Source organism: Pigmentiphaga humi (assembly GCF_900606115.1).
GTDB classification, from domain to species: domain Bacteria; phylum Pseudomonadota; class Gammaproteobacteria; order Burkholderiales; family Burkholderiaceae_B; genus Pigmentiphaga; species Pigmentiphaga humi.
In genome coordinates, this window is record NZ_UWPJ01000014.1 from 111,884 (window position 1) to 130,464 (window position 18,581).

Here is an 18,581-nt window from a genome sequence, read left to right on the forward strand (position 1 = left end):
CCGGAGTCGATCTTATGTTGTCCTGGGACGAAGAAGTTTCTACCAACCCCGCCATGCCGGCCCTGCAGCCGGCGGGCACCGCGCGCCCGCAAGGCGGCGCGTTCGACGAGGTCGCGCTGGCCTCGGGCGCCGCGGCGTCCGCCAGCGACGCCTCGCAGCGCGTCAACGTCGCCGACAAGCGCATCATCAACGGCCAGACCGACGTCAACCAGTTGGTCCCGTTCAAGTACAAATGGGCCTGGGAAAAATACCTGGCCACCTGCGCCAACCACTGGATGCCGCAGGAAATCAACATGTCGCGCGACATCGCGCTGTGGAAGAACCCCGAGGGCCTGACCGAAGACGAGCGCCGCATCATCAAGCGCAATCTGGGGTTCTTCGTCACGGCCGACTCGCTGGCGGCCAACAACATCGTGCTGGGCACGTATCGCCACATCACCGCGCCCGAGTGCCGGCAGTTCCTGCTGCGCCAGGCCTTCGAGGAAGCGATCCACACCCACGCCTACCAGTACATCGTCGAAAGCCTGGACCTGGACGAGGGCGAGATCTTCAACGCCTATAACGAAGTCCCGTCCATCCGCGCCAAGGACGAATTCCTGATTCCGTTCATCGACGCCATCGCCGATCCGGACTTCAAGACCGGCACGCCCGAAGCCGACCAGACGCTGCTGAAGTCGCTGATCGTATTCGCGTGCCTGATGGAAGGCCTGTTCTTCTATGTAGGCTTCACGCAGATCCTGGCGCTGGGCCGCCAGAACAAGATGACCGGCGCCGCCGAGCAGTACATGTACATCCTGCGGGACGAGTCCATGCACTGCAACTTCGGCATCGACCTCATCAACACGATCAAGCTCGAGAATCCGCACCTGTGGACGCCGGAATTCCGCGAGGAAATCCGCGCCCTCTTCCGCAAAGCGGTCGATCTCGAATACGCTTACGCCGAAGACACCATGCCGCGCGGCGTGCTGGGGCTGAATGCGCCGATGTTCAAGTCGTACCTGCGCTTCATCGCCAACCGCCGTTGCCAGCAGATCGGCATCGAGCCGCTGTTCCCCCAGGAAGAAAACCCCTTCCCGTGGATGGCGGAGATGATAGACCTGAAGAAAGAACGCAATTTCTTCGAAACGCGTGTGATCGAATACCAGACCGGCGGTGCGCTGAACTGGGATTGACCACACACGACAGGATCAGGCGCCTCGTGCGCCCGGCGGGGTCCGGATGCGTTTAGACGCGGGAGCGGCAGGCAAAAACCTGCACCCCAGCGCACCATCCGGCCCCTGCGTTCGCATCCCGCGTGAAACACGCGTATGCGCACGCTCCCGGGCCCACTCCGCGCCATCCGGCAGGCGGCAAGCCGCCTGCCTAGTCATTCGACATGTCTCGCACCGGTTGCGGGGCATGTCGAATGGCTGTGTGCAGCATTCATTAGCGCAAACCGGTTGCGTTGCTGGAGTCATGGTTCAGCAACAAGGCTTGCGCCGATGAATAGCCCGTTAGGATGGTCCGAGCGGGTTCGTGTTCTGGGTCCCTGAACGTCTCGTAAAGGAGCAGACCATGGCGACAGCCAAGAAGGCCGCGAAGAAAGCGGTAGCCAAGAAGGCCCCGGCGGCCAAGAAAGCCCCGGCCAAAAAGGCAGCAGTGAAGAAGGTCGCGGCCAAGGCCCCGGCCAAGAAAGCGGCAGTGAAGAAGGTCGCAGCCAAGAAGGCCGCACCGGCCAAGAAGGCAGCGGTGAAGAAGGTCGCCGCCAAGAAAGCTGCACCGGCCAAGAAAGCCGCGGTGAAGAAGGTTGCCGCCAAGAAAGCCGCACCGGCCAAGAAAGCCGCGGTGAAGAAGGTCGCTGCCAAGAAGGCCGCACCGGCCAAGAAAGCCGTGGCGAAAAAAGCCGCAGTGAAGAAGGTCGCCGCCAAGAAGGCCGCACCAGCCAAGAAGGCTGCCGTCAAGAAGACGGCTGCCAAGAAGGCTACGTCGGCCAAAACAGCGGCTCCGGCCAAGAAGGCTTCCCCCAAGAAGCCAGCTGCCAAAAAGCCTGCCCCGGCCCCTGCCGCAGCTCCTGCGCCAGCGGCCAAGCAGACCCTCAACCCCGCAGCCGCTTGGCCCTTCCCCACGGGAAGCCGCCCTTAACCGGCAAACCCTCCACCAAGGTTCCACCTTGGTGGAGGCCCGCTTCGCGGGCCTCCCGGAGGGAAGCGGCGATGGTGGATTGGCAGAGCCGGATCCGATGCGCCGCGGTCGGCGGGTGTTTGAGGGGTTCGCGCGGTCGTACTGGCAAAGGGGCGAGGGTTACAATCGGTTTTCTAAATCTTACCGTTTGCTGAAAACCGCCTCGGAGCCCCCATGTTCGGCGATATCGTCCCCTTCCTGCTCAACACTCTGTTCACGCTATATGGGGCGGTGCTGCTGTTGCGGCTATGGCTGCAATTTGCCCGCATGCCTGCGCACAATCCGATCTCGCGTACGGTATTCCAGGTCACCGACTGGATCGTCATCCCGCTGCGCCGGCTGCTCGGCGGCCGAGGCGGCGTGGACTGGGCATGCCTGGTTGCGGCCTGGCTGACGGCGCTGGTGTTCCTGATGGCCGTCATGCTCGTGCGGGGCTTCAACCCGCTGGCCATCATGCCTCAGGGGCTTTGGATCGCGCTGGTGATGATGCTCAAGTGGGGCATCAACCTGATGATGTGGGTCACGCTGCTGATGGTGATCCTGTCCTGGGTGAACCCGAGCGCGCCCGCGATGCCGGTACTGCAAGGACTGACCGCGCCGCTGCTCGATCCCATACGCCGCGTGCTGCCGTCAATGGGCGGACTGGATCTTTCGCCGCTGGTGCTGTTCCTGCTGACCCAGGTCGCGCTAATGATGCTGTCACGCCTGGGCCTGCCCATCTTCGGGCTGTAGGGCAGCCCACCAGGGAAACCCACCCCCTACCCGCTGACGCGGGCCCCCTCAAGGGGGCGGCACTGGCGGACCGGCAAAGCCGGATCCGCTGTGCCCTGGGTTAGGCATCCGAAATATCAACGATCGTAGCAAAAGACCCGCCGCAACAAGCCAAGACGCCCTTCCCAGACCCAGGAAGCGGTGGATCCGGCTCCGCCGGTCCACCCGCTTCGCCCCCCGGGGGGCGCGCGTCAGCGCGTAGGGGGGGCACCATCACATATGCGTGACGCGCGTCACGCCGTTGCCGCTGACCAGGCGCACGCGGTCGCCGACGTAGAACATTTCGTCGGCTTCCTGCACGATGGAGCGCAGTTCGCCGTTCTGCATGCGTATGGTGATTTCCAGGCCGTTGCGCTTGGATGCGCTGTTTTCGATGGCCTGGCCGGCGATCCCGCCGGCGATGGCGCCCAGCACGGAAGTGATGATCTGGCCGCGGCCGCCGCCTATGCCGCTGCCGGCCACGCCGCCGACGATGGCGCCGCCCGCGGTGCCCACACCGGTCTGGCCACGGTCGATGGAAACCTGGCGCACGCCCTCTACGGTGCCGAAACGCACGACTTGTTCGCGCTGCGCCTGGTTCGATTTGTAGACGGATGCGGAATTGCTGCCCGACGCGCACCCTGCCAGCAGCGCCACCGCGGTCAGCGCGGCAGCCAGGGCGGCGGTCCGGCCACGGCCGGGCGCCTCGGGACGGGAGGAAATGGATCGATTCATAGAGCTATCCTGATGGGATGCGGCCAAGCCGCGCGTATCCCCGCGTAGACGAAACGAGATTGGACTCTTTTTATACCCCGCGGTTCTCCACCAGGCTTGCGGTCGGCGCCCAGCCGAAAGCCAAGGTTGTTTCAAACCATGACCACCGCCAGCGCCGACTGCGCCTTCAGGCCTGCGGCAGCGCCAGCCCGTAGCTGCGCTCGAGCAGCGCGCCGATCTCTTCGCGCGTCGTGTGGTGGTTCTGCGGTCCGCGGCTGGCGATCTTGATGGCGCCCATCAGGCTGGCCAGCTTGCAGCTGTCTTCCCACTGCCAGCCCAGCGAGATCCCGTACAGCAGTCCGGCGCGATAGGCATCGCCGCAACCGGTGGGATCGACCACCGCCTCGGCCTGCACCGGCGCGATGGAGATTTCCCGGCCGCCCGTCAACAGCGTGGATCCTTGCTCGCCGCGCGTGATGACCGCGGCCTGCAGGCCGCGCGCGATATCCGCCATGCTGCGGCCGGTGCGCTGCTCCACGACGTGGGCCTCGTAGTCGTTGACGGTCAGTACCTGCGCCAGGCCGAGCATCTGCTCCAGGTCTTCGCCGCTGAACAGCGGCATCGCCTGGCCCAGATCGAAGATGAACGGGATGCCGCGCGCATGCAGGCGGCGGGCATGGGCGAACATGCCGTCCTTGGCGTCCGGAGCCACGATGCCCCAGGCGCCCGGCGCCTCGCTCAGGTCGTTGGTGGCGGAAGCCGACATGGCGCCGGGGTGGAAAGCGGTGATCTGGTTGTCCGCCAGGTCGGTGGTGATGAAGCACTGCGCCGTGAAGGTATCGGGCACGATCTTCACCCAGCCGGTATTGGTGCCCTGATCGCGCATGCGACGCAGATAATCGCCGGCATCTTCGCCCACCGTGGCCACGGGGACTGGCGTGCCGCCGAGCAGGCGCATGTTGTAGGCGATGTTGCCGGCGCACCCGCCGTATTCCTTGCGCATGGAGGGCACCAGGAACGATACGCTCAGCGAATGGACCTGATCGGGCAGGATGTGTTCCTGGAATCTGCCTTCGAACACCATGATCGTGTCGAACGCAACAGAGCCGCAGATGATGACGGGAGCGGTGACGGGATGGGCCATGGCGGTCAGGGATAGAAAATAGCGACGCGGTAGCCGGTGGCATGCGCGTCCAGCGTTTCGATGGGAATGCGCAGGACCCGCTCTTCGAGCGGGGCCAGCGGCCGGGAGAATTCTTGCGGCGACAGATAGACCGAGGGCAGCAGGATGCGGCGCGCGGCCACCTGGTCCGACAAATCCATCAGGGACAGCTCGATCGCCGGCCAGGCCTGGGCGAACGATGCCCGGTTGCGCAGCACCACGCGCAGCCCCAGCCGGCGCACCGATGAACCGACCGCCGGCGCGACCTGGCCGCTGATTTCGTCATCGGCAACCGGCGGGGCGAAACCGGGCGATGCCGGCGACCAGGGCTCGACCGACGACGACACGATGGCCAGCAGTTCGGGCGCGCGCGGATACCCCACCGTGCAGGCGAAGCGCAAGCACAAGCGTTCGAGCGCGGGACGCAGGACTGGCGCACGGGTCGCCAGCTCGGTACGGAAGACCCACGCGGCCTGGCCGAGCAATACCAGCAGCGCGATCAGCGCGGCCAGGCTCCACAGCCACCATGCGCGCCGGCGGCGACGGCGAGCCTGCTCGTCGAGGAAACCTGGAGCGGGCGGCGGCTTCGGCCCGGACATGCGCGCCTCGGCCACCAGCGGCGCGGGTGCGGGAGCATCCGGTTCAGGTTCGATACGATGCGGAGCGTCGACCGGCGTCTCGGTGCGAGACCGGCGCGCGCGCACCACCGAAGGCGTGTCGCCGTCGGCAGCCGGCGCGGTGGACCAGGCGGCAGTATCGGCAGCGGGCGCATCCGGCAACGCATCGGGCGTTTCGTCCGCGACCGGCACGGATGCGTCCGCCCGCGGCAACGGCGGTGCGGCAGGGGCGGGGGCCGCGCCGAAGCCATCGCCGCTCTCCCCGACCGATACGGAGCGTTCGGGATCCGGTTCGGATTCGGGTTCGGACATGGCAGGCGCCACCACCCCGTCCGGCGAGCCGCTCGGGGGCAAGTCCGCCTGCAACGCCTCCGCGCGCTCGCCGCGCCGGCGCAGCACCATGGGGACCACGTCGCCAGCCAGCCGCATCTCGGGTGGACGCGGCTTGCCCGCCTCATCGAGCTCGACCAGATTGGCCGTGCTATCGAAGACCTCGTTGCAAACCCCGCACCGCGCCCAGCCTCCGCGCAGCCTGAGCTGGTCGGGGGCGACCCGGAATGCGGTGGCGCAATGCGGGCAGCGCGTGGCGAGAACCATAAGGCTTATCCGTCAGGCGGGGCGCTGCCCGTGCAGGCACACCCAGCCGTCGAGCGCGCGCCAGACGCGCATCGTGATCCAGGGCGCATAGGCGGCCGCGACCTCTTCGGCCTGGCGCTCGAGCACGCCCGACAACACCAGGTCGCCGCCGGGCAGCACCCTGTCGCACAGCATGGGTGCAAGCACCTTCAGCGGGTTGGACAAGATGTTGGCGACGACCACGTCGGCGCGCCAGCCCTGGCGCATGTCGGGCAGGCCGGTTTCCATCTCCACCGAGTTGGCCGCGGCATTGGCCTGCGCCGACTGCACCGCCTGCGGATCGATGTCGATGCCGACCGTTTCCCCCGCGCCCAGCTTGCGCGCGGCGATCGCCAGGATGCCGGAGCCGCAGCCGTAGTCGAGCACGCTGCCGCCCGCCTCCAGGTTGCCGGCCAGCCAGGCCAGGCACAGGTGCGTGGTCGGATGGCTGCCGGTGCCGAATGCCAGGCCGGGGTCCAGGCGGATCGACACCGTGCCGGGCCGGTCCGGCACCTCGTGCCAGGTCGGCACGATCCAGATGCGCTGGTCGACCTCGATGGGCTCGAACTGGGACTGCGTGAGCCGCACCCAATCGGCGTCCGGCACCTCGCGCAATTGCCATGACGGCGCATCGGCCAGCCCGCAGGCGGCGCACGCATCGGCCAGCAACTGGGCGGGATCCTCGCCGTCGGGCAGCAGCGCCACGACGCGGTTGCGCGACCAGGCCTGGGTTTCCGGCTCCAGCCCGGGCTCGCCGAACAGCGGCTGTTCAGCGTCGGTGCCGAAGTCGGCGTCCTCGACCGAGACCGACAGCACGCCGGCCTCCAGCAAGGCGTCCGACAGCGGTTCGGCCAGTTGCTCGGGGCAGTCGAACACCAGTTCGCGCATGATGGGCTCTTACTCCGGACGCTGCGCCAGCTTGTGCTCCAGATAATGGATGTTGGTGCCGCCTTCGATGAAGCGGGCATCCTGGAGCAGTTCGCGGTGCAGTGCGATATTGGTCGAAATGCCTTCGACCGCCATTTCCGACAGGGCGATGCGCATGCGGGCCAGGGCCTGGTCGCGGGTATCGCCATAGGCGATGACCTTGGCGATCATCGAGTCGTAGTTGGGCGGCACGAAATAGCCGTTGTAGACGTGCGAATCGACGCGGATCCCCGGCCCGCCCGGAACGTGCCAGTTCAGGATGCGGCCCGGGCTGGGCGTGAAGCGGAACGGATCCTCGGCGTTGATGCGGCACTCGATGGCATGGCCGCGGAACACGACGTCGCGCTGGCGCAGTTTCAGTTTCTCGCCGCCCGCGATGCGGATCTGCTCCTGCACGAGGTCCACGCCCGTGATGGCTTCGGTGACCGGGTGCTCGACCTGGATGCGGGTGTTCATTTCGATGAAATAGAACTCGCCGTTTTCGTACAGGAACTCGAACGTGCCCGCGCCGCGATAGCCGATCTTGCGGCAGGCGTCGGCGCAGCGGTCGCCGATGCGCTCGATCAGGCGGCGCGGAATGTGCGGCGCCGGCGCCTCCTCGATGACCTTCTGGTGGCGGCGCTGCATGGAGCAGTCGCGCTCGCCCAGCCACAGCGCGCCCTTCTGGCCGTCGGCCAGCACCTGGATCTCGACGTGGCGGGGGTTCTCGAGGAACTTCTCCATATACACGTCGGGATTGTTGAACGCAGCGGCCGCTTCCGAGCGCGTCATGGTGACGGCATTGAGCAGCGCAGCTTCCGTGTGGACCACGCGCATGCCGCGGCCACCGCCGCCGCCGGCGGCCTTGATGATGACCGGATAGCCGATTTTGCGGGCAATCTGGACGATTTCCTTGGGATCTTCCGGCAAAGCGCCATCCGAACCCGGCACGACCGGGACACCCGCGGCGATCATGGCATGCTTGGCGCTGACCTTGTCGCCCATCAGGCGGATGGACTCGGGCTTGGGGCCGATGAAGACGAAGCCGCTCTTTTCGACGCGCTCGGCGAAATCGGCGTTCTCGGACAGAAAGCCGTAGCCGGGGTGGATGGCCTCGGCATCGGTCACTTCGGCCGCCGAGATGATGGCCGGCATGTTCAGGTAGCTCTCGCGCGAAGGCGCGGGCCCGATGCAGACCGACTCGTCCGCCAGCTTGACGTATTTCGCCTCGCGATCGGCCTCGGAGTGCACGACCACGCTCTTGATCCCCAGCTCGCGGCAGGCGCGCTGGATGCGCAGGGCGATTTCCCCGCGGTTGGCGATCAGGATCTTTTCAAACATGAACGAATGTCCTGAAAAAGTCGGACGGCTGGCCGGGACGGATTCGCTGCGCCGCGCTGCCGCGGCGGGGTGCCTCGACGGCACCGCATGGCGCCCCGGCGCCCCGACTGATCATACGGTGATGAGCGCACCGGCGGATTGATGCCGGCGCGTGCGGTGTCGGTTTCAGCCGATCACGAACAGGGGTTGGCCGAATTCGACCGGCTGGCCGTTCTCGACCAGGATTTCCTTGATGGTGCCGGCCTTGTCTGCTTCGATCTCGTTGAGCAGCTTCATGGCTTCGATGATGCACAGCGGATCGCCTTCCTTGACGGCCTGGCCGACGTCCACGAATGCCGACGCGCCCGGATTGGGCGCGCGATAGAAGGTGCCGACCATCGGCGACTTGACCACGTGGCCCTGCGCCACCACCGGCGCGGCGACGGGCGCCTCGGCGGGGGCGGCCGCCGGCGCGACAGGCGCCTGCGGCATGACCTGGTAGGTCGGCATGCCCGGCACGCCGGCGATCTGGCCGCCCTGGGCGAACTTGACGATGCGTACCTTGCCTTCGCCTTCGGTGATTTCGAGTTCGGCAATACCGGACTCGGCAACCAGGTCGATCAGGGTTTTCAGTTTTCTAAGATCCATGGGGCTTCCCCAATAATTTTCTTAATGCGACAGCGCGTAGCGCACCGCCGCGTCATAGCCATCGGCGCCCAAGCCGGCGATCACGCCGACGGCCAGGTCGGAAAAATACGAACGGTGGCGGAAAGCTTCCCGCTTGTGCACGTTCGACAAATGCACTTCGATGAACGGCAGCGCGACCGCCGCCAGCGCATCGCGTATCGCTACGCTGGTATGCGTGTAGGCCGCCGGATTGATCACGATGAAATCGACGCCTTCGCCCAGGGCGGCCTGGATGCGGTCCACCAGCGCGCCTTCGTGATTGCTCTGGAACGACTCGAGCGCCGCGCCGTGCTGCTGCGCCAGCGCACGCAGCCGCGCATCGATATCGGCCAGCGTGGTCGCGCCATAGATACCGGGCTCGCGCGTGCCGAGCATATTCAGATTGGGGCCGTGCAGAACCAGTATGCGATGGGCCATGTTGCCTGCAATACGATGCGAAGGGCGCGATTTTTACGCAAAACACGCCCTACTGTCTATCAATTGTAACCATTTCGGCGCATAAAACCCGTATCCGGGCAAGTATCTGCGCGCGGCGCCTCCGCTCAGGCGGCGGTCAGCGCCCCCCTCAAGGCGTCCAGCTTGATCCTCCCAGTATAGTGGTGGATTACTGCGCCTTTTTCGTCGATCACGACCGTATACGGCAGGCCGCCGGCACTGTTGCCCAGCACGCGCGCCAGTTCCGTGCCTACATTGCCGGCCACCAATAAAGGGTAGCCTACCGGTACTTTTTGAACGAACGCCCGCATATTGGCCGCCGAATCGATACCGATGCCGACGAACTGGACACTTCCGGCCAGCTCACGGTGCAGCGCATCCAGCTCGGGCATCTCGTCCACGCAGGGCGGGCACCAGGTTGCCCAGAAATTCACCACCAGGCGGCGGCCGCGCCACTGGTCGAATTTGTACGCGCGCCCCTCCAGGTCGTCCAGGGTTTGCGTATAAAAAATGTCCGAGGCGCCGTCCGCCTGACCGGCCTGCCGCCACGCCAATCCGACGCCGACCGCCGCGGCGGCCAGCCCCGCCCCGCCGTAGGCCAGCCAGCGGCGCCGGCCGGGCTTCGCGGCATCTTGTCGCTGCGCCATGGCGTTTTTCTCTTCCTCCGGCGCGCTCATGCCCGGCCCCCCTGTGCGGTGTCGGCCATATCGTCGATCAGCCGTGCCACGGCGCGGGCGTCGCCACGGTCGGCGCGACCGTCGGGACCCGGCTTGAGCGCGCCGCGCAGGGCCTGTTCATCGTAGAGACTCAGCATGACACCTTCATCCTGCCAAACGAAATACAAGGCCTCGACCTTGCCCCGTCCGCGGAAGTCGGGACGCTCCCCCACTTCATACTTGATGCCGCGATTGATGAGGAAGATCTCCACTTCTTTGGAGGAATCGGCGAAACACTGCAAGGCGATATCGGTATGTTCCCCGGCCGTGCCGTTCCATACCGGACCGGCCAGGTAGGGGCGGAACGGCTCGAGCAGCTCCATCAGCGACAGCGCCACCTGGCGCAGCGAGGCCAACCGCGCCGGCTGGGTATCTCCCATGAACAGCGCCTGATAGTCGCGCACCTCGCTCTCGATCTCGTCGTTGTCCGGCAGCACGTCGCCGCGCGGCAAGGTGCCCGGCCCGACCAATAGCCGGACGGCCTTGCGCTTGGCGGTACTGTAATCCAGCCCATCCTCCGCGATCATCCGCGCCGCCGCAGCGGCGATTTCCTGGCGCAAAGAAGAAAACGACATGATTGCTCCAAGAGTCAGATGAAGGATGATACTCCGAGGGTGGTGCTACGCAGAGGAGCTCCTCCGCTTCAACCCGAGACATCCCCGCAGACCCAGGAAGCGGTGGATCCGGCTCCGCCGGTCCACCCGCTTCGCCTCCTGGGGGCGCGCGTAAGCGCGTAGGGGGGATATACAATCTTTTTCATGCACCTACATATACTCGGTATTTGCGGCACTTTCATGGGCGGCCTGGCTTTGATCGCGCGGGCGGCCGGCCACCGGGTGACCGGCTGCGACGCCGGCGTCTACCCGCCCATGAGTACCCAGCTCCAGGAGCAGGGCATCGAATTGATAGAGGGCTTCGGCGCGGACCAGGCGGGTCTGAGCCCGGACCTGTTCGTGGTGGGCAACGTGGTCAGCCGCGGCAACCCGCTGATGGAAGCCATCCTCGACCAAGGACTGCCCTATACCTCCGGGCCGCAATGGCTGGGCGAGCACGTACTCGCCGGCCGCCACGTGCTCGCGGTGGCCGGCACGCACGGCAAGACCACCACCACCGCGATGCTGGCCTGGATACTCGAAGCCGCCGGCCTCGCGCCCTCTTTCCTGGTCGGCGGCGTGCCGCAGGACTTCGGGCTGTCGGCGCGGCTGCTGCCGGCTGCCGGAGCCGGCCGGACACCCTTCGTGATCGAGGCGGACGAATACGACACGGCGTTTTTCGACAAACGCTCCAAATTCGTCCACTACCGGCCGCGCACCGCGATCCTGAACAACCTGGAATACGATCACGCGGACATCTTCCCCGATCTTGCCGCGATCGAAACCCAATTTCATCATTTGGTCCGCACCGTTCCCGGCCAGGGGCGAATCGTCGCTGCCGCCGGCTCGCCGGCCCTGGATCGCGTTCTTGCGCGAGGATGCTGGTCGGAAGTCGTCGAATTCGGCGCAGATGGCGCCTGGCAGGCAGGCCCGGACGAGGCCGACGGCAGCTTCGAGGTGGCACGCGGCGGGAAGCCGATAGGCCGCGTGGCCTGGAGCCTGAGCGGCGAGCACAACCGGATGAACGCCCTGGCCGCCATCGCCGCAGCCGAACACGTCGGCGTCGCGCCGGCCGACGCGGCCGCGGCGCTGACCCGCTTCGCCGGCGTCAAGCGCCGCATGGAACTGCGCGGCACGGTGGCCGGCATCCGGGTCTACGACGACTTCGCCCACCACCCCACCGCCATCGAGACCACGCTGGCCGGGCTGCGCAAGCGTGAGCGCGCCGGCCGCATCCTGGCCGTGCTCGAGCCGCGTTCCAACACCATGAAGCTGGGCGCGATGAAGGCCTTGCTGCCCGGCTCGCTGGCCCAGGCCGATCTGGTGTTCTGCTATGGCGCCCAGGAAGGCAGGCATGCGCTGGGCTGGGATCCCGCCGAGGCGCTGGCGCCGCTGGGCGCGCGGGCTTCGGCCTGGTCCGAATTGCCGGCCCTGGTCGAGGCCGTCGCCGGCGCCGCCCAGCCCGGCGACCATATCGTGGTCATGAGCAACGGCGGCTTCGGCGGCGTGCACGACAAGCTGCTGCAGGTCTTGCGCAGCCGCCATGCCCAGCCGGGGACGTCCGCATGATCCTCTATCTGCATGGCTTCCGCTCCTCGCCGGCCTCGCACAAGGCGCGCCTGATGGCCGAGGCCATGCGCGCCCGCGGCCGCCAGCGGGAATGGGCCTGCCCGCAATTGCCGGCCAGCCCGCGCGAGGCCATGGAACTGGCCGAGAGCCTGGCGCGCGGCATGCAGGCGCACGCCCGCGCCGCGGGCGCCGAGCTGACCCTGGTCGGTTCTTCGCTGGGCGGCTACTACGCCACCTGGCTGGCCGAACAACTGGGCTGCCGCGCGGCACTGCTCAACCCGGTGGTGCACGCGGAGCGCGACCTCTCCACCCAGGTGGGCGAGCATCTGTCCTTCCACGACGGCCAGCCGTTCTCGTTCACCGCGGCGCACGTCGCGGAACTGGCGCCCTATGCCGTGGCCCGCATCAGCCGCCCCGCCCGCTACTATTTACTGGCGGCCACCGGCGACGAAGTGCTGGACTGGCGCGAAATGCGCGACCACTATCCCGGCGCCCGGCAACACATCATCGACGGCGGCGACCACGGCATCGGCGATTTCGCGCGCTACCTGCCCGAAGTGCTGGAGTTCGCGCTGGCCGCCGGCAACGACGCATTTTCTGGATAACACGCAATGCATGTCCTTTACGAGGATGACGGCGGCTTCAAGGCCGCCACCATCCTGAGCGAGACCGACGCCAGCCTGCAGGTCGAGGCCGCCAGCGGCAAACGCAGCAAGATCAAGAAGTCCGCGGTCATCGTCCGCTTCGAGCAGCCTTCCCCCGAGACGCTGCTCAAGGAGGCCGAGGCGGGCTCGCAGGATCTCGACCTGGAGTTCCTGTGGGAATGCGCCCCCAAGGAAGATTTCGACATCCCCGTGCTGGCCGAGGAGTACTACGGCCATCCGCCCAGCGCCGTCGAACTCACCGGCCTGCTGTTGCGCGTGCACGGCGCGCCGGTCTATTTCCATCGCCGCGGCAAGGGCAAATACCGCCCCGCCCCGCCCGACATCCTGGCCGCCGCGCTGGCCGCGCTGGAAAAGAAGAAGCGCCAGGCCGAGCAGCAGCAGGCCTGGGTGGACGAAATCAAGGCCGGCACGCTGCCCGAGCCGCTGGCGCGCCAGGCCGAGACGCTGCTGTTCAGACCCGACAAGAACACGCTCGAATGGAAAGCGCTGGATGCCGCCTGCACGCAGTTGCACAAGCGCCCGGAGCGGCTGCTGATGGACCTGGGCGCCTTCCCGAGCGCGCTGGCCATCCATACCCGCCGCTTCTACGCCCAGCACTTTCCGCGCGGCGCGGGCTTCGCGCCGGCCGAACTGCCGCCCATCGCCCAGGAACTGCCGCTGGCCGAGGTCGAGGCCTATTCGATCGACGACATCACCACGACCGAAATCGACGATGCGCTGTCGGTCCGGGAGCTGGACGGCGGCACGCTGCGCGTGGGCATTCACATCGCCGTCCCGGGCCTGGTCGTGACGCGCGACAGCCCGCTGGACGCGCTGGCGCGCGCGCGCATGTCCACCGTCTACATGCCCGGCGCCAAGATCCCGATGCAGCCGGACGAAGTCATCGCGGCGTTCTCGCTCGATGCGGGCCGGCCGGTGCCGGTGCTGTCGCTCTACGTGAACGCGAACCCGGACAGCGGCGAGATCCTGGCCCATGAATCGCGCCTGGAGCGCATCGTGGTACGCGAGAATCTGCGCCACAACCAGTTGGACGACCTCGTCAGCGAAGCCGCGCTGGACGACGCCGCCGCCGAGCTGCCCTACGGCCACGTGTTCCGGCCGCTGTGGCGCCTGGCCCAGGCCTTGTCGGCGCGCCGCGACGAAGTGCGCGGCAAGCCCGAGTCGAACAACCGGGTCGATTTCAGCTTCTACGTGGACGGCGACCCCGAGCATCCCGAGACGGCCCGCATCCGCATCGAACAGCGCAAGCGCAATGCGCCGCTGGACCGCATGGTCGCCGAGTACATGATCCTGGCCAACAACCTGTGGGGCGGCCTGCTGGCTTCCTGCGGCGTGCCGGGCATTTATCGCTCGCAGCAGATGGGCCGGGTGCGCATGGGCACGGCCGCCGCGCCGCACGACTCCATAGGCGTGCCGCAGTACGCGTGGTGCACCTCGCCGCTGCGCCGCTATGTCGATCTGATCAACCAGTGCCAGTTGATCGCCGCGGTCGAGCATGGCGTCTCGGCCCGGCTGGTGGCGCCGTTCAAGCCGCGCGAGGCCGATCTCTACGCCGTCATCAGCGCCTTCGAAGCCAAGTACTCGGCCTACGCCGATTTCCAGCAGGCCATGGAGCGCTTCTGGTGCCTGCGCTGGATCAAGCAGGAAAACCTGCGGCGCATCGAGGCCGTGGTCCTGCGCGAAGACCTGGTCCGGCTCAAGGACGCGCCCTTCTATACGCGCGTCGGCACGCTGCCCCAGCTCGAGCGCGGCCAGCACGTATTGCTGGAAGTGATGGGCGACGACGAGCTCGACCTGACGCTGGACTGCCGCTTCCTGGATGTTGTGGACACCGCGCCCGGCACGGCCGAAGAGGTCGATGACGAACCCGACGCGACGGCGGCTGCCGAGATAGCCGAAGTCGACGCAGCCGATGGTCCGGACCTCGAAGACCGCCGGCTCGACACGCCCCAGGACGAGACGACGCCGGACGATGCCCCGGCCGGCGCCGAAAACGGCGCCGGCACGATGGCAGCAGAACGCCAGCCGGATTCGCTCTAGGCCTGAGGCAGATAGGCGACGGCCTTCATCTCGACGATCATGTCCGGCTTGGGCAGTTCTCGCACGCCCACGGTCGTGCGCGCGGCGCGCGCCGAGGCGAAGTATTCGCCGTACACGGCGTTGTAGCGGGGGAAGTCGCGCATGTCGGTCAGGAACACCGTGACGTCGATGCAATGGGACAGGTCCGCTCCCGCCTCGGCCAGGGCCGACCGCATGTTTTCGATCACCGTCCGCGTCTGCACTTCGATGTCGTGCGCGACGCTGCCGTCGGCGTGCCGGGTGGTCCCCGCGATGGAGCCGTCCGGCAGCCGCGCGCTGGTGCCTGAGAGGTAGATGAAATCGCCGGCGCGCACATGGGCCGGATACGCGCCCAGCGGCTGTGGGCGCGTGGATTCGGTCGGGGAAGCATTCATAGGATTTCCAGGTTGACTCACAGGCCGGCGAAGAAGTCGAGGATCTCGCGGCCCAGCAGTTCTTCGCCGCTATCGAAATGCGCCACGATGGACGTATGGTTGTGGCGCGTCAGCTGGATGAAGCGCGGCACCTTGCCGCGCGCCTCGCACAGGCGCTGGCAGAACTCCACGCCGTAGAGATCCAGGTAGGGATTCTCGTACTCGGCGATGGCGATCATCACCGGCATGTCCGAGCGGGCCGCGTAGCCGATGGGGGAACACGCCTCGTAGCGGGCCGCGTCCTCGCCGAAGTAGGCGGCCACCGCCTTGGCGTTGGGATTGCCCGGCAGCACGTCCGCCTTCAGGCGCGCGCTGACCAGCACCGCGCCCTTGACCGCCGGATCGGCCCGGTAGCCGCGGTGGGGATCGAAGCAATACGACGCCACGTGCGTGCCGCCTGCCGAATGGCCGATCAGGAAGATGCGCGCCGGATTGCCGCCATACCCGGCGATGTTGCGCGCCACCCATTGCACCGCGGCGGCCACGTCGTCGGTGCCGCCGGGAAACGGCGCCTCGGCGGCCAGGCGGTATTCCATATTGACCGCCACCATCCCCTGCCGCGCGAACCAGTACGAGACGTTGTCGTAGATGTGTCCGTTGGCGCTCTTGGAGCCGCGAATGAAGGCCCCGCCATGGACGAACACCACCACGTCGGCGTTGCGCGCGTCCGCCGGCTGGAAAACGTCCAGCACCTGGCGCGCGCTCGCGCCGTAGGACAGGTCGCGGCTCACCGCGATGCCGTCCTTGGGCGCGGCGGCGACCAGCGGCGTGTACATCTCCACGACCCGCGCGCGAAAGCCGTTGATGTTCGTGCCCCAGACAGGGCCGAGCCGCACCAGCTCGGCCGCGTGCTCGGGCGGCAGGCTGCCCAGCGTGCGCATGGGATCGATCATGGTCACCTCTCCGTTCTCCTCATTCGACGGCATTGGCCGTTTCCAGGCTTTCCAACAGCGACGCCCGGCGCATGTACTGGCGGGCGCCGGCGGCATCCTCGGCGATCCGGGTCAACTCGTCGAAGCGCTTCTGGCGGGTGGAAGGATCTTTCTCTTCCAGCATTTTCTTGTTGGCGATGGTCTGCGCCTGCACGAACTCGACGGCCGCGTGGCGCCGCTGGCGGCTGTAGCGGTCCAGCAGCGCGTCGTCGCCGCCGCCCAGCACCGCCCCCAGCTTGTGCGCCAGGTTGATCGCGTCGTGGATGCCGCCGTTCATGCCCATCCCGCCGATGGGATTGTTCACGTGCGCCGCATCCCCCGCCAGCAGCAGGCGCCCCCTGCGGAAAGTCTGCGCCACGCGCTGGTTCACGCCGTACACGTTGACGTAGGCGATCTCGTAGCTCCCTTGCTTGGGAAAGAACTTCTGCAGGCGCTGCTCGATGCCGCCGGCGCTCAAGGCCTCTTCTTCGGTCTCGTCCGCGCGCGTCGGGAAGATCGCGCGCCACAGGCCGTTGCCGTCTTCGCCGCGCACCTTGAACAGGTTGCACCACTCGTCGGGATCGGAAAAGTAATTGCGGTAGGCATAGTCCGGGTTGCCCTGCTGGAAGTCGTAGGAGGTCGCGATCTTGATGAAGCGCTCCTGGTAGGTGAAGCCCTCGAACGGAATGCCTGCCGCCTTGCGCACCGTGCTGCGGCCACCGTCCGCGCCGATCAGGTAGGCGCCGCGATGCCGCTGCTCGCTGCCGTCCGGCGCGGCGACGACGATCTCGACATGGCCGTCGAACTGCTCGATCGTCTTGACCGCATGGCCGTAGCGCACGTCGAAATCCGACTCGTTGGCGTACTGCTGGGCGATGTCGCGCGTCAACTTGTATTGCTCGTACTGCAGCACGAAGGGGAAGCGGAACACGTCCGCCATGCGGCGCAGGTCGAACTCGGCCACCAGGCGGCCGGATACCCGGTCGCGGAACTGGTAGGTCTCGGAGATCAGGCCGCGCGGAATGATGGCCTGCGTCACGTCCAGCTCGTCCAGCATGGCCAACGTGGTGGGGTGTATCGACGCGGCGCGCTGGTCCTTGACCGGACCCGGCTCCTGTTCGAAAACGGTCACCGCGATGCCCTGCCGGTTCAGCGCCAGCGCACACACCATGCCCACCGGCCCTGCGCCGACGATCAGTACACGCTGCTTGTCGGATTGATTCATATCTCCTGCCTCCTCATTCCGGCTTGATGCCGGCCATTTCGATAATCGGCTTCCAGACCGCGATGTCCTGCTGAATGCGTTTGACGAAATCCTGCCTGGCCTCGGGCAGCGGCGTGATTCCCGCATCCTCCAGGCGCTTGCGGAACGCCGGATCCGCCTGGGCGGCGAGCACCGCGTCGGCGATCTTGTCCACGGCCTCGGCCGGCATGCCGGCGGGGCCGAGCAGGCCGTTCCAGGTCTCGACCGCCGGAATGCCCGGCAGGGACTCGGCCAGGGTCGGCACATTGGGCAGCTGCTTGATGCGCGAGCTGCCCGAGACGCTGAGCAGGCGCACCCGGTTGTCGTTCATATAAGGCACGACCTCGGAAAGATTGCCCGAATACATGTCGATCTGTCCGGCGATCACGTCCAGCAGCGCGGGCGCCGCGCCGCGATACGACACCTCGGTGATGTCGATGCCGGCCTGCCGGGCGAAAACGATGCTCGACAGGTGCGTCAAGCCGCCCAGGCCGGCATTGCCCACGTTCAGCTTGCCCGGATTTTTCTTCGCGTAGGCGACCAGCTCGGCGATGTTGCGCACCGGCAGGTTGGCGTTGGCGGTGATGACGAAGGGATTGCCGCCGACGTTGGCGATGGGCACGAAATCCTTGATGGGGTCGTAGCGGATCTTGTTGGTGAACGGCGCCGTCGAGATCTGCGTCAAGGTACCGAAGAAAAGCGTATAGCCGTCCGGCGCGGAACGGGCGACGTACTCGGCCGCGATCAGGCCCGCCGCGCCCGCCTTGTTGTCCACCACAACCGGTGTCTTGAAAGACTTGGACAACTGCTCGGCGATCATCCTGGCCATCAGGTCGGTGTTGCCGCCTGGTGCGTAAGGCACCACGACGGTGATCGGCCGCGACGGCCAGGTCGAAGCCGCCGCCGAAGCGCCGAAGGCCACGGCCGAGGCGGCTAGGGCGCCGGCCACGAGGGATTTAAAGGACATCGTCATGACACACACTCCAGATTGTTGACGTCGACTGGATGCACCGGATTGGTACATCC

At 66.9% G+C, this 18,581-nt stretch carries 19 protein-coding genes; 6 read left to right on the forward strand and 13 right to left on the reverse strand.

Features of this window, described 5'->3' with window-relative positions; genetic code table 11:
- Positions 1 to 14: 14 nt before the first annotated feature.
- The 3 genes from PIGHUM_RS07860 to PIGHUM_RS07870 all read left to right on the forward strand — a co-directional run bounded on the left by PIGHUM_RS07860 (position 15) and on the right by PIGHUM_RS07870 (position 2,892).
- The gene (locus PIGHUM_RS07860; RefSeq protein WP_124078912.1) at positions 15 to 1,172 is read left to right on the forward strand and encodes a ribonucleotide-diphosphate reductase subunit beta; all 1,158 of its coding nucleotides are present in this window, start codon (positions 15 to 17) and stop codon (positions 1,170 to 1,172) included.
- Between the two features lie 382 nt (positions 1,173 to 1,554).
- A complete protein-coding gene (locus PIGHUM_RS07865) occupies positions 1,555 to 2,121 on the forward strand; it encodes a histone H1-like DNA-binding protein (protein WP_124078915.1) in 567 nt (188 codons plus the stop codon).
- 213 nt (positions 2,122 to 2,334) lie between these two features.
- A complete protein-coding gene (locus PIGHUM_RS07870) occupies positions 2,335 to 2,892 on the forward strand; it encodes a YggT family protein (protein ID WP_124078917.1) in 558 nt (185 codons plus the stop codon).
- 252 nt (positions 2,893 to 3,144) lie between these two features.
- Here PIGHUM_RS07870 and PIGHUM_RS07875 read toward each other — a convergent pair whose 3' ends face one another.
- The 9 genes from PIGHUM_RS07875 to PIGHUM_RS07915 form a co-directional block, all read right to left on the reverse strand.
- Entirely contained in the window at positions 3,145 to 3,645 is a 501-nt protein-coding gene (locus PIGHUM_RS07875) for an outer membrane lipoprotein (protein ID WP_124078919.1), read from the reverse strand.
- Positions 3,646 to 3,811: 166 nt separating this feature from the next.
- The gene (locus PIGHUM_RS07880; protein ID WP_124078921.1) at positions 3,812 to 4,768 is read right to left on the reverse strand and encodes a carbohydrate kinase family protein; all 957 of its coding nucleotides are present in this window, start codon (positions 4,766 to 4,768) and stop codon (positions 3,812 to 3,814) included.
- Between the two features lie 5 nt (positions 4,769 to 4,773).
- Positions 4,774 to 6,000: a zinc-ribbon and DUF3426 domain-containing protein gene (locus PIGHUM_RS07885; protein WP_124078922.1), complete on the reverse strand. Its 1,227-nt coding sequence runs from the start codon at positions 5,998 to 6,000 to the stop codon at positions 4,774 to 4,776.
- Positions 6,001 to 6,012: 12 nt separating this feature from the next.
- The gene (gene prmA, locus PIGHUM_RS07890) at positions 6,013 to 6,906 is read right to left on the reverse strand and encodes a 50S ribosomal protein L11 methyltransferase (RefSeq protein ID WP_124078924.1); all 894 of its coding nucleotides are present in this window, start codon (positions 6,904 to 6,906) and stop codon (positions 6,013 to 6,015) included.
- Between the two features lie 9 nt (positions 6,907 to 6,915).
- On the reverse strand, positions 6,916 to 8,265 hold the full coding sequence (accC, locus tag PIGHUM_RS07895; protein WP_124078926.1) for an acetyl-CoA carboxylase biotin carboxylase subunit: 1,350 nt from the start codon (positions 8,263 to 8,265) through the stop codon (positions 6,916 to 6,918).
- A 165-nt stretch (positions 8,266 to 8,430) separates the two neighbouring features.
- Positions 8,431 to 8,892 carry an acetyl-CoA carboxylase biotin carboxyl carrier protein gene (gene accB / locus PIGHUM_RS07900; protein ID WP_124078928.1) on the reverse strand — a complete coding sequence of 154 codons (462 nt, stop codon included), beginning with the start codon at positions 8,890 to 8,892 and terminating at the stop codon, positions 8,431 to 8,433.
- Positions 8,893 to 8,913: 21 nt separating this feature from the next.
- Positions 8,914 to 9,348 (reverse strand): type II 3-dehydroquinate dehydratase, encoded by a 435-nt coding sequence (gene aroQ, locus PIGHUM_RS07905; RefSeq protein WP_124078930.1) that lies wholly within the window; start codon positions 9,346 to 9,348, stop codon positions 8,914 to 8,916.
- Between the two features lie 125 nt (positions 9,349 to 9,473).
- On the reverse strand, positions 9,474 to 10,013 hold the full coding sequence (locus PIGHUM_RS07910) for a TlpA family protein disulfide reductase (protein WP_124078932.1): 540 nt from the start codon (positions 10,011 to 10,013) through the stop codon (positions 9,474 to 9,476).
- Positions 10,014 to 10,039: 26 nt separating this feature from the next.
- Positions 10,040 to 10,657 (reverse strand): hypothetical protein, encoded by a 618-nt coding sequence (locus tag PIGHUM_RS07915; protein ID WP_124078934.1) that lies wholly within the window; start codon positions 10,655 to 10,657, stop codon positions 10,040 to 10,042.
- Between the two features lie 183 nt (positions 10,658 to 10,840).
- Between PIGHUM_RS07915 and mpl the strand changes: the two genes are divergently transcribed.
- From mpl to PIGHUM_RS07930, 3 genes are read left to right on the forward strand one after another with little or no spacing between them, the layout of a single operon-like run.
- Complete coding sequence (mpl, locus tag PIGHUM_RS07920) at positions 10,841 to 12,244, forward strand: UDP-N-acetylmuramate:L-alanyl-gamma-D-glutamyl-meso-diaminopimelate ligase (RefSeq protein WP_124078936.1); 1,404 nt, start codon at positions 10,841 to 10,843, stop codon at positions 12,242 to 12,244.
- Complete coding sequence (locus tag PIGHUM_RS07925; protein WP_124078938.1) at positions 12,241 to 12,849, forward strand: YqiA/YcfP family alpha/beta fold hydrolase; 609 nt, start codon at positions 12,241 to 12,243, stop codon at positions 12,847 to 12,849. The genes mpl and PIGHUM_RS07925 overlap by 4 nt, the downstream gene beginning before the upstream one ends.
- A 6-nt stretch (positions 12,850 to 12,855) precedes the next feature.
- The gene (locus tag PIGHUM_RS07930; RefSeq protein ID WP_124078940.1) at positions 12,856 to 14,949 is read left to right on the forward strand and encodes a ribonuclease catalytic domain-containing protein; all 2,094 of its coding nucleotides are present in this window, start codon (positions 12,856 to 12,858) and stop codon (positions 14,947 to 14,949) included.
- Here the strand turns inward: PIGHUM_RS07930 and PIGHUM_RS07935 are convergent.
- From PIGHUM_RS07935 to PIGHUM_RS07950, 4 genes are read right to left on the reverse strand one after another with little or no spacing between them, the layout of a single operon-like run.
- Positions 14,946 to 15,362 (reverse strand): RidA family protein, encoded by a 417-nt coding sequence (locus PIGHUM_RS07935; protein ID WP_124078942.1) that lies wholly within the window; start codon positions 15,360 to 15,362, stop codon positions 14,946 to 14,948. The two genes, PIGHUM_RS07930 and PIGHUM_RS07935, sit on opposite strands and share 4 nt — an antisense overlap.
- Positions 15,363 to 15,379: 17 nt before the next feature.
- Positions 15,380 to 16,294, reverse strand: coding sequence for an alpha/beta hydrolase (locus tag PIGHUM_RS07940; RefSeq protein ID WP_124078944.1), 915 nt, complete (start codon positions 16,292 to 16,294; stop codon positions 15,380 to 15,382).
- A 19-nt stretch (positions 16,295 to 16,313) separates the two neighbouring features.
- Positions 16,314 to 17,537, reverse strand: coding sequence for an FAD-dependent oxidoreductase (locus tag PIGHUM_RS07945; RefSeq protein WP_124078946.1), 1,224 nt, complete (start codon positions 17,535 to 17,537; stop codon positions 16,314 to 16,316).
- Between the two features lie 13 nt (positions 17,538 to 17,550).
- Entirely contained in the window at positions 17,551 to 18,528 is a 978-nt protein-coding gene (locus tag PIGHUM_RS07950) for a Bug family tripartite tricarboxylate transporter substrate binding protein (RefSeq protein ID WP_124078947.1), read from the reverse strand.
- Positions 18,529 to 18,581: the final 53 nt, after the last annotated feature.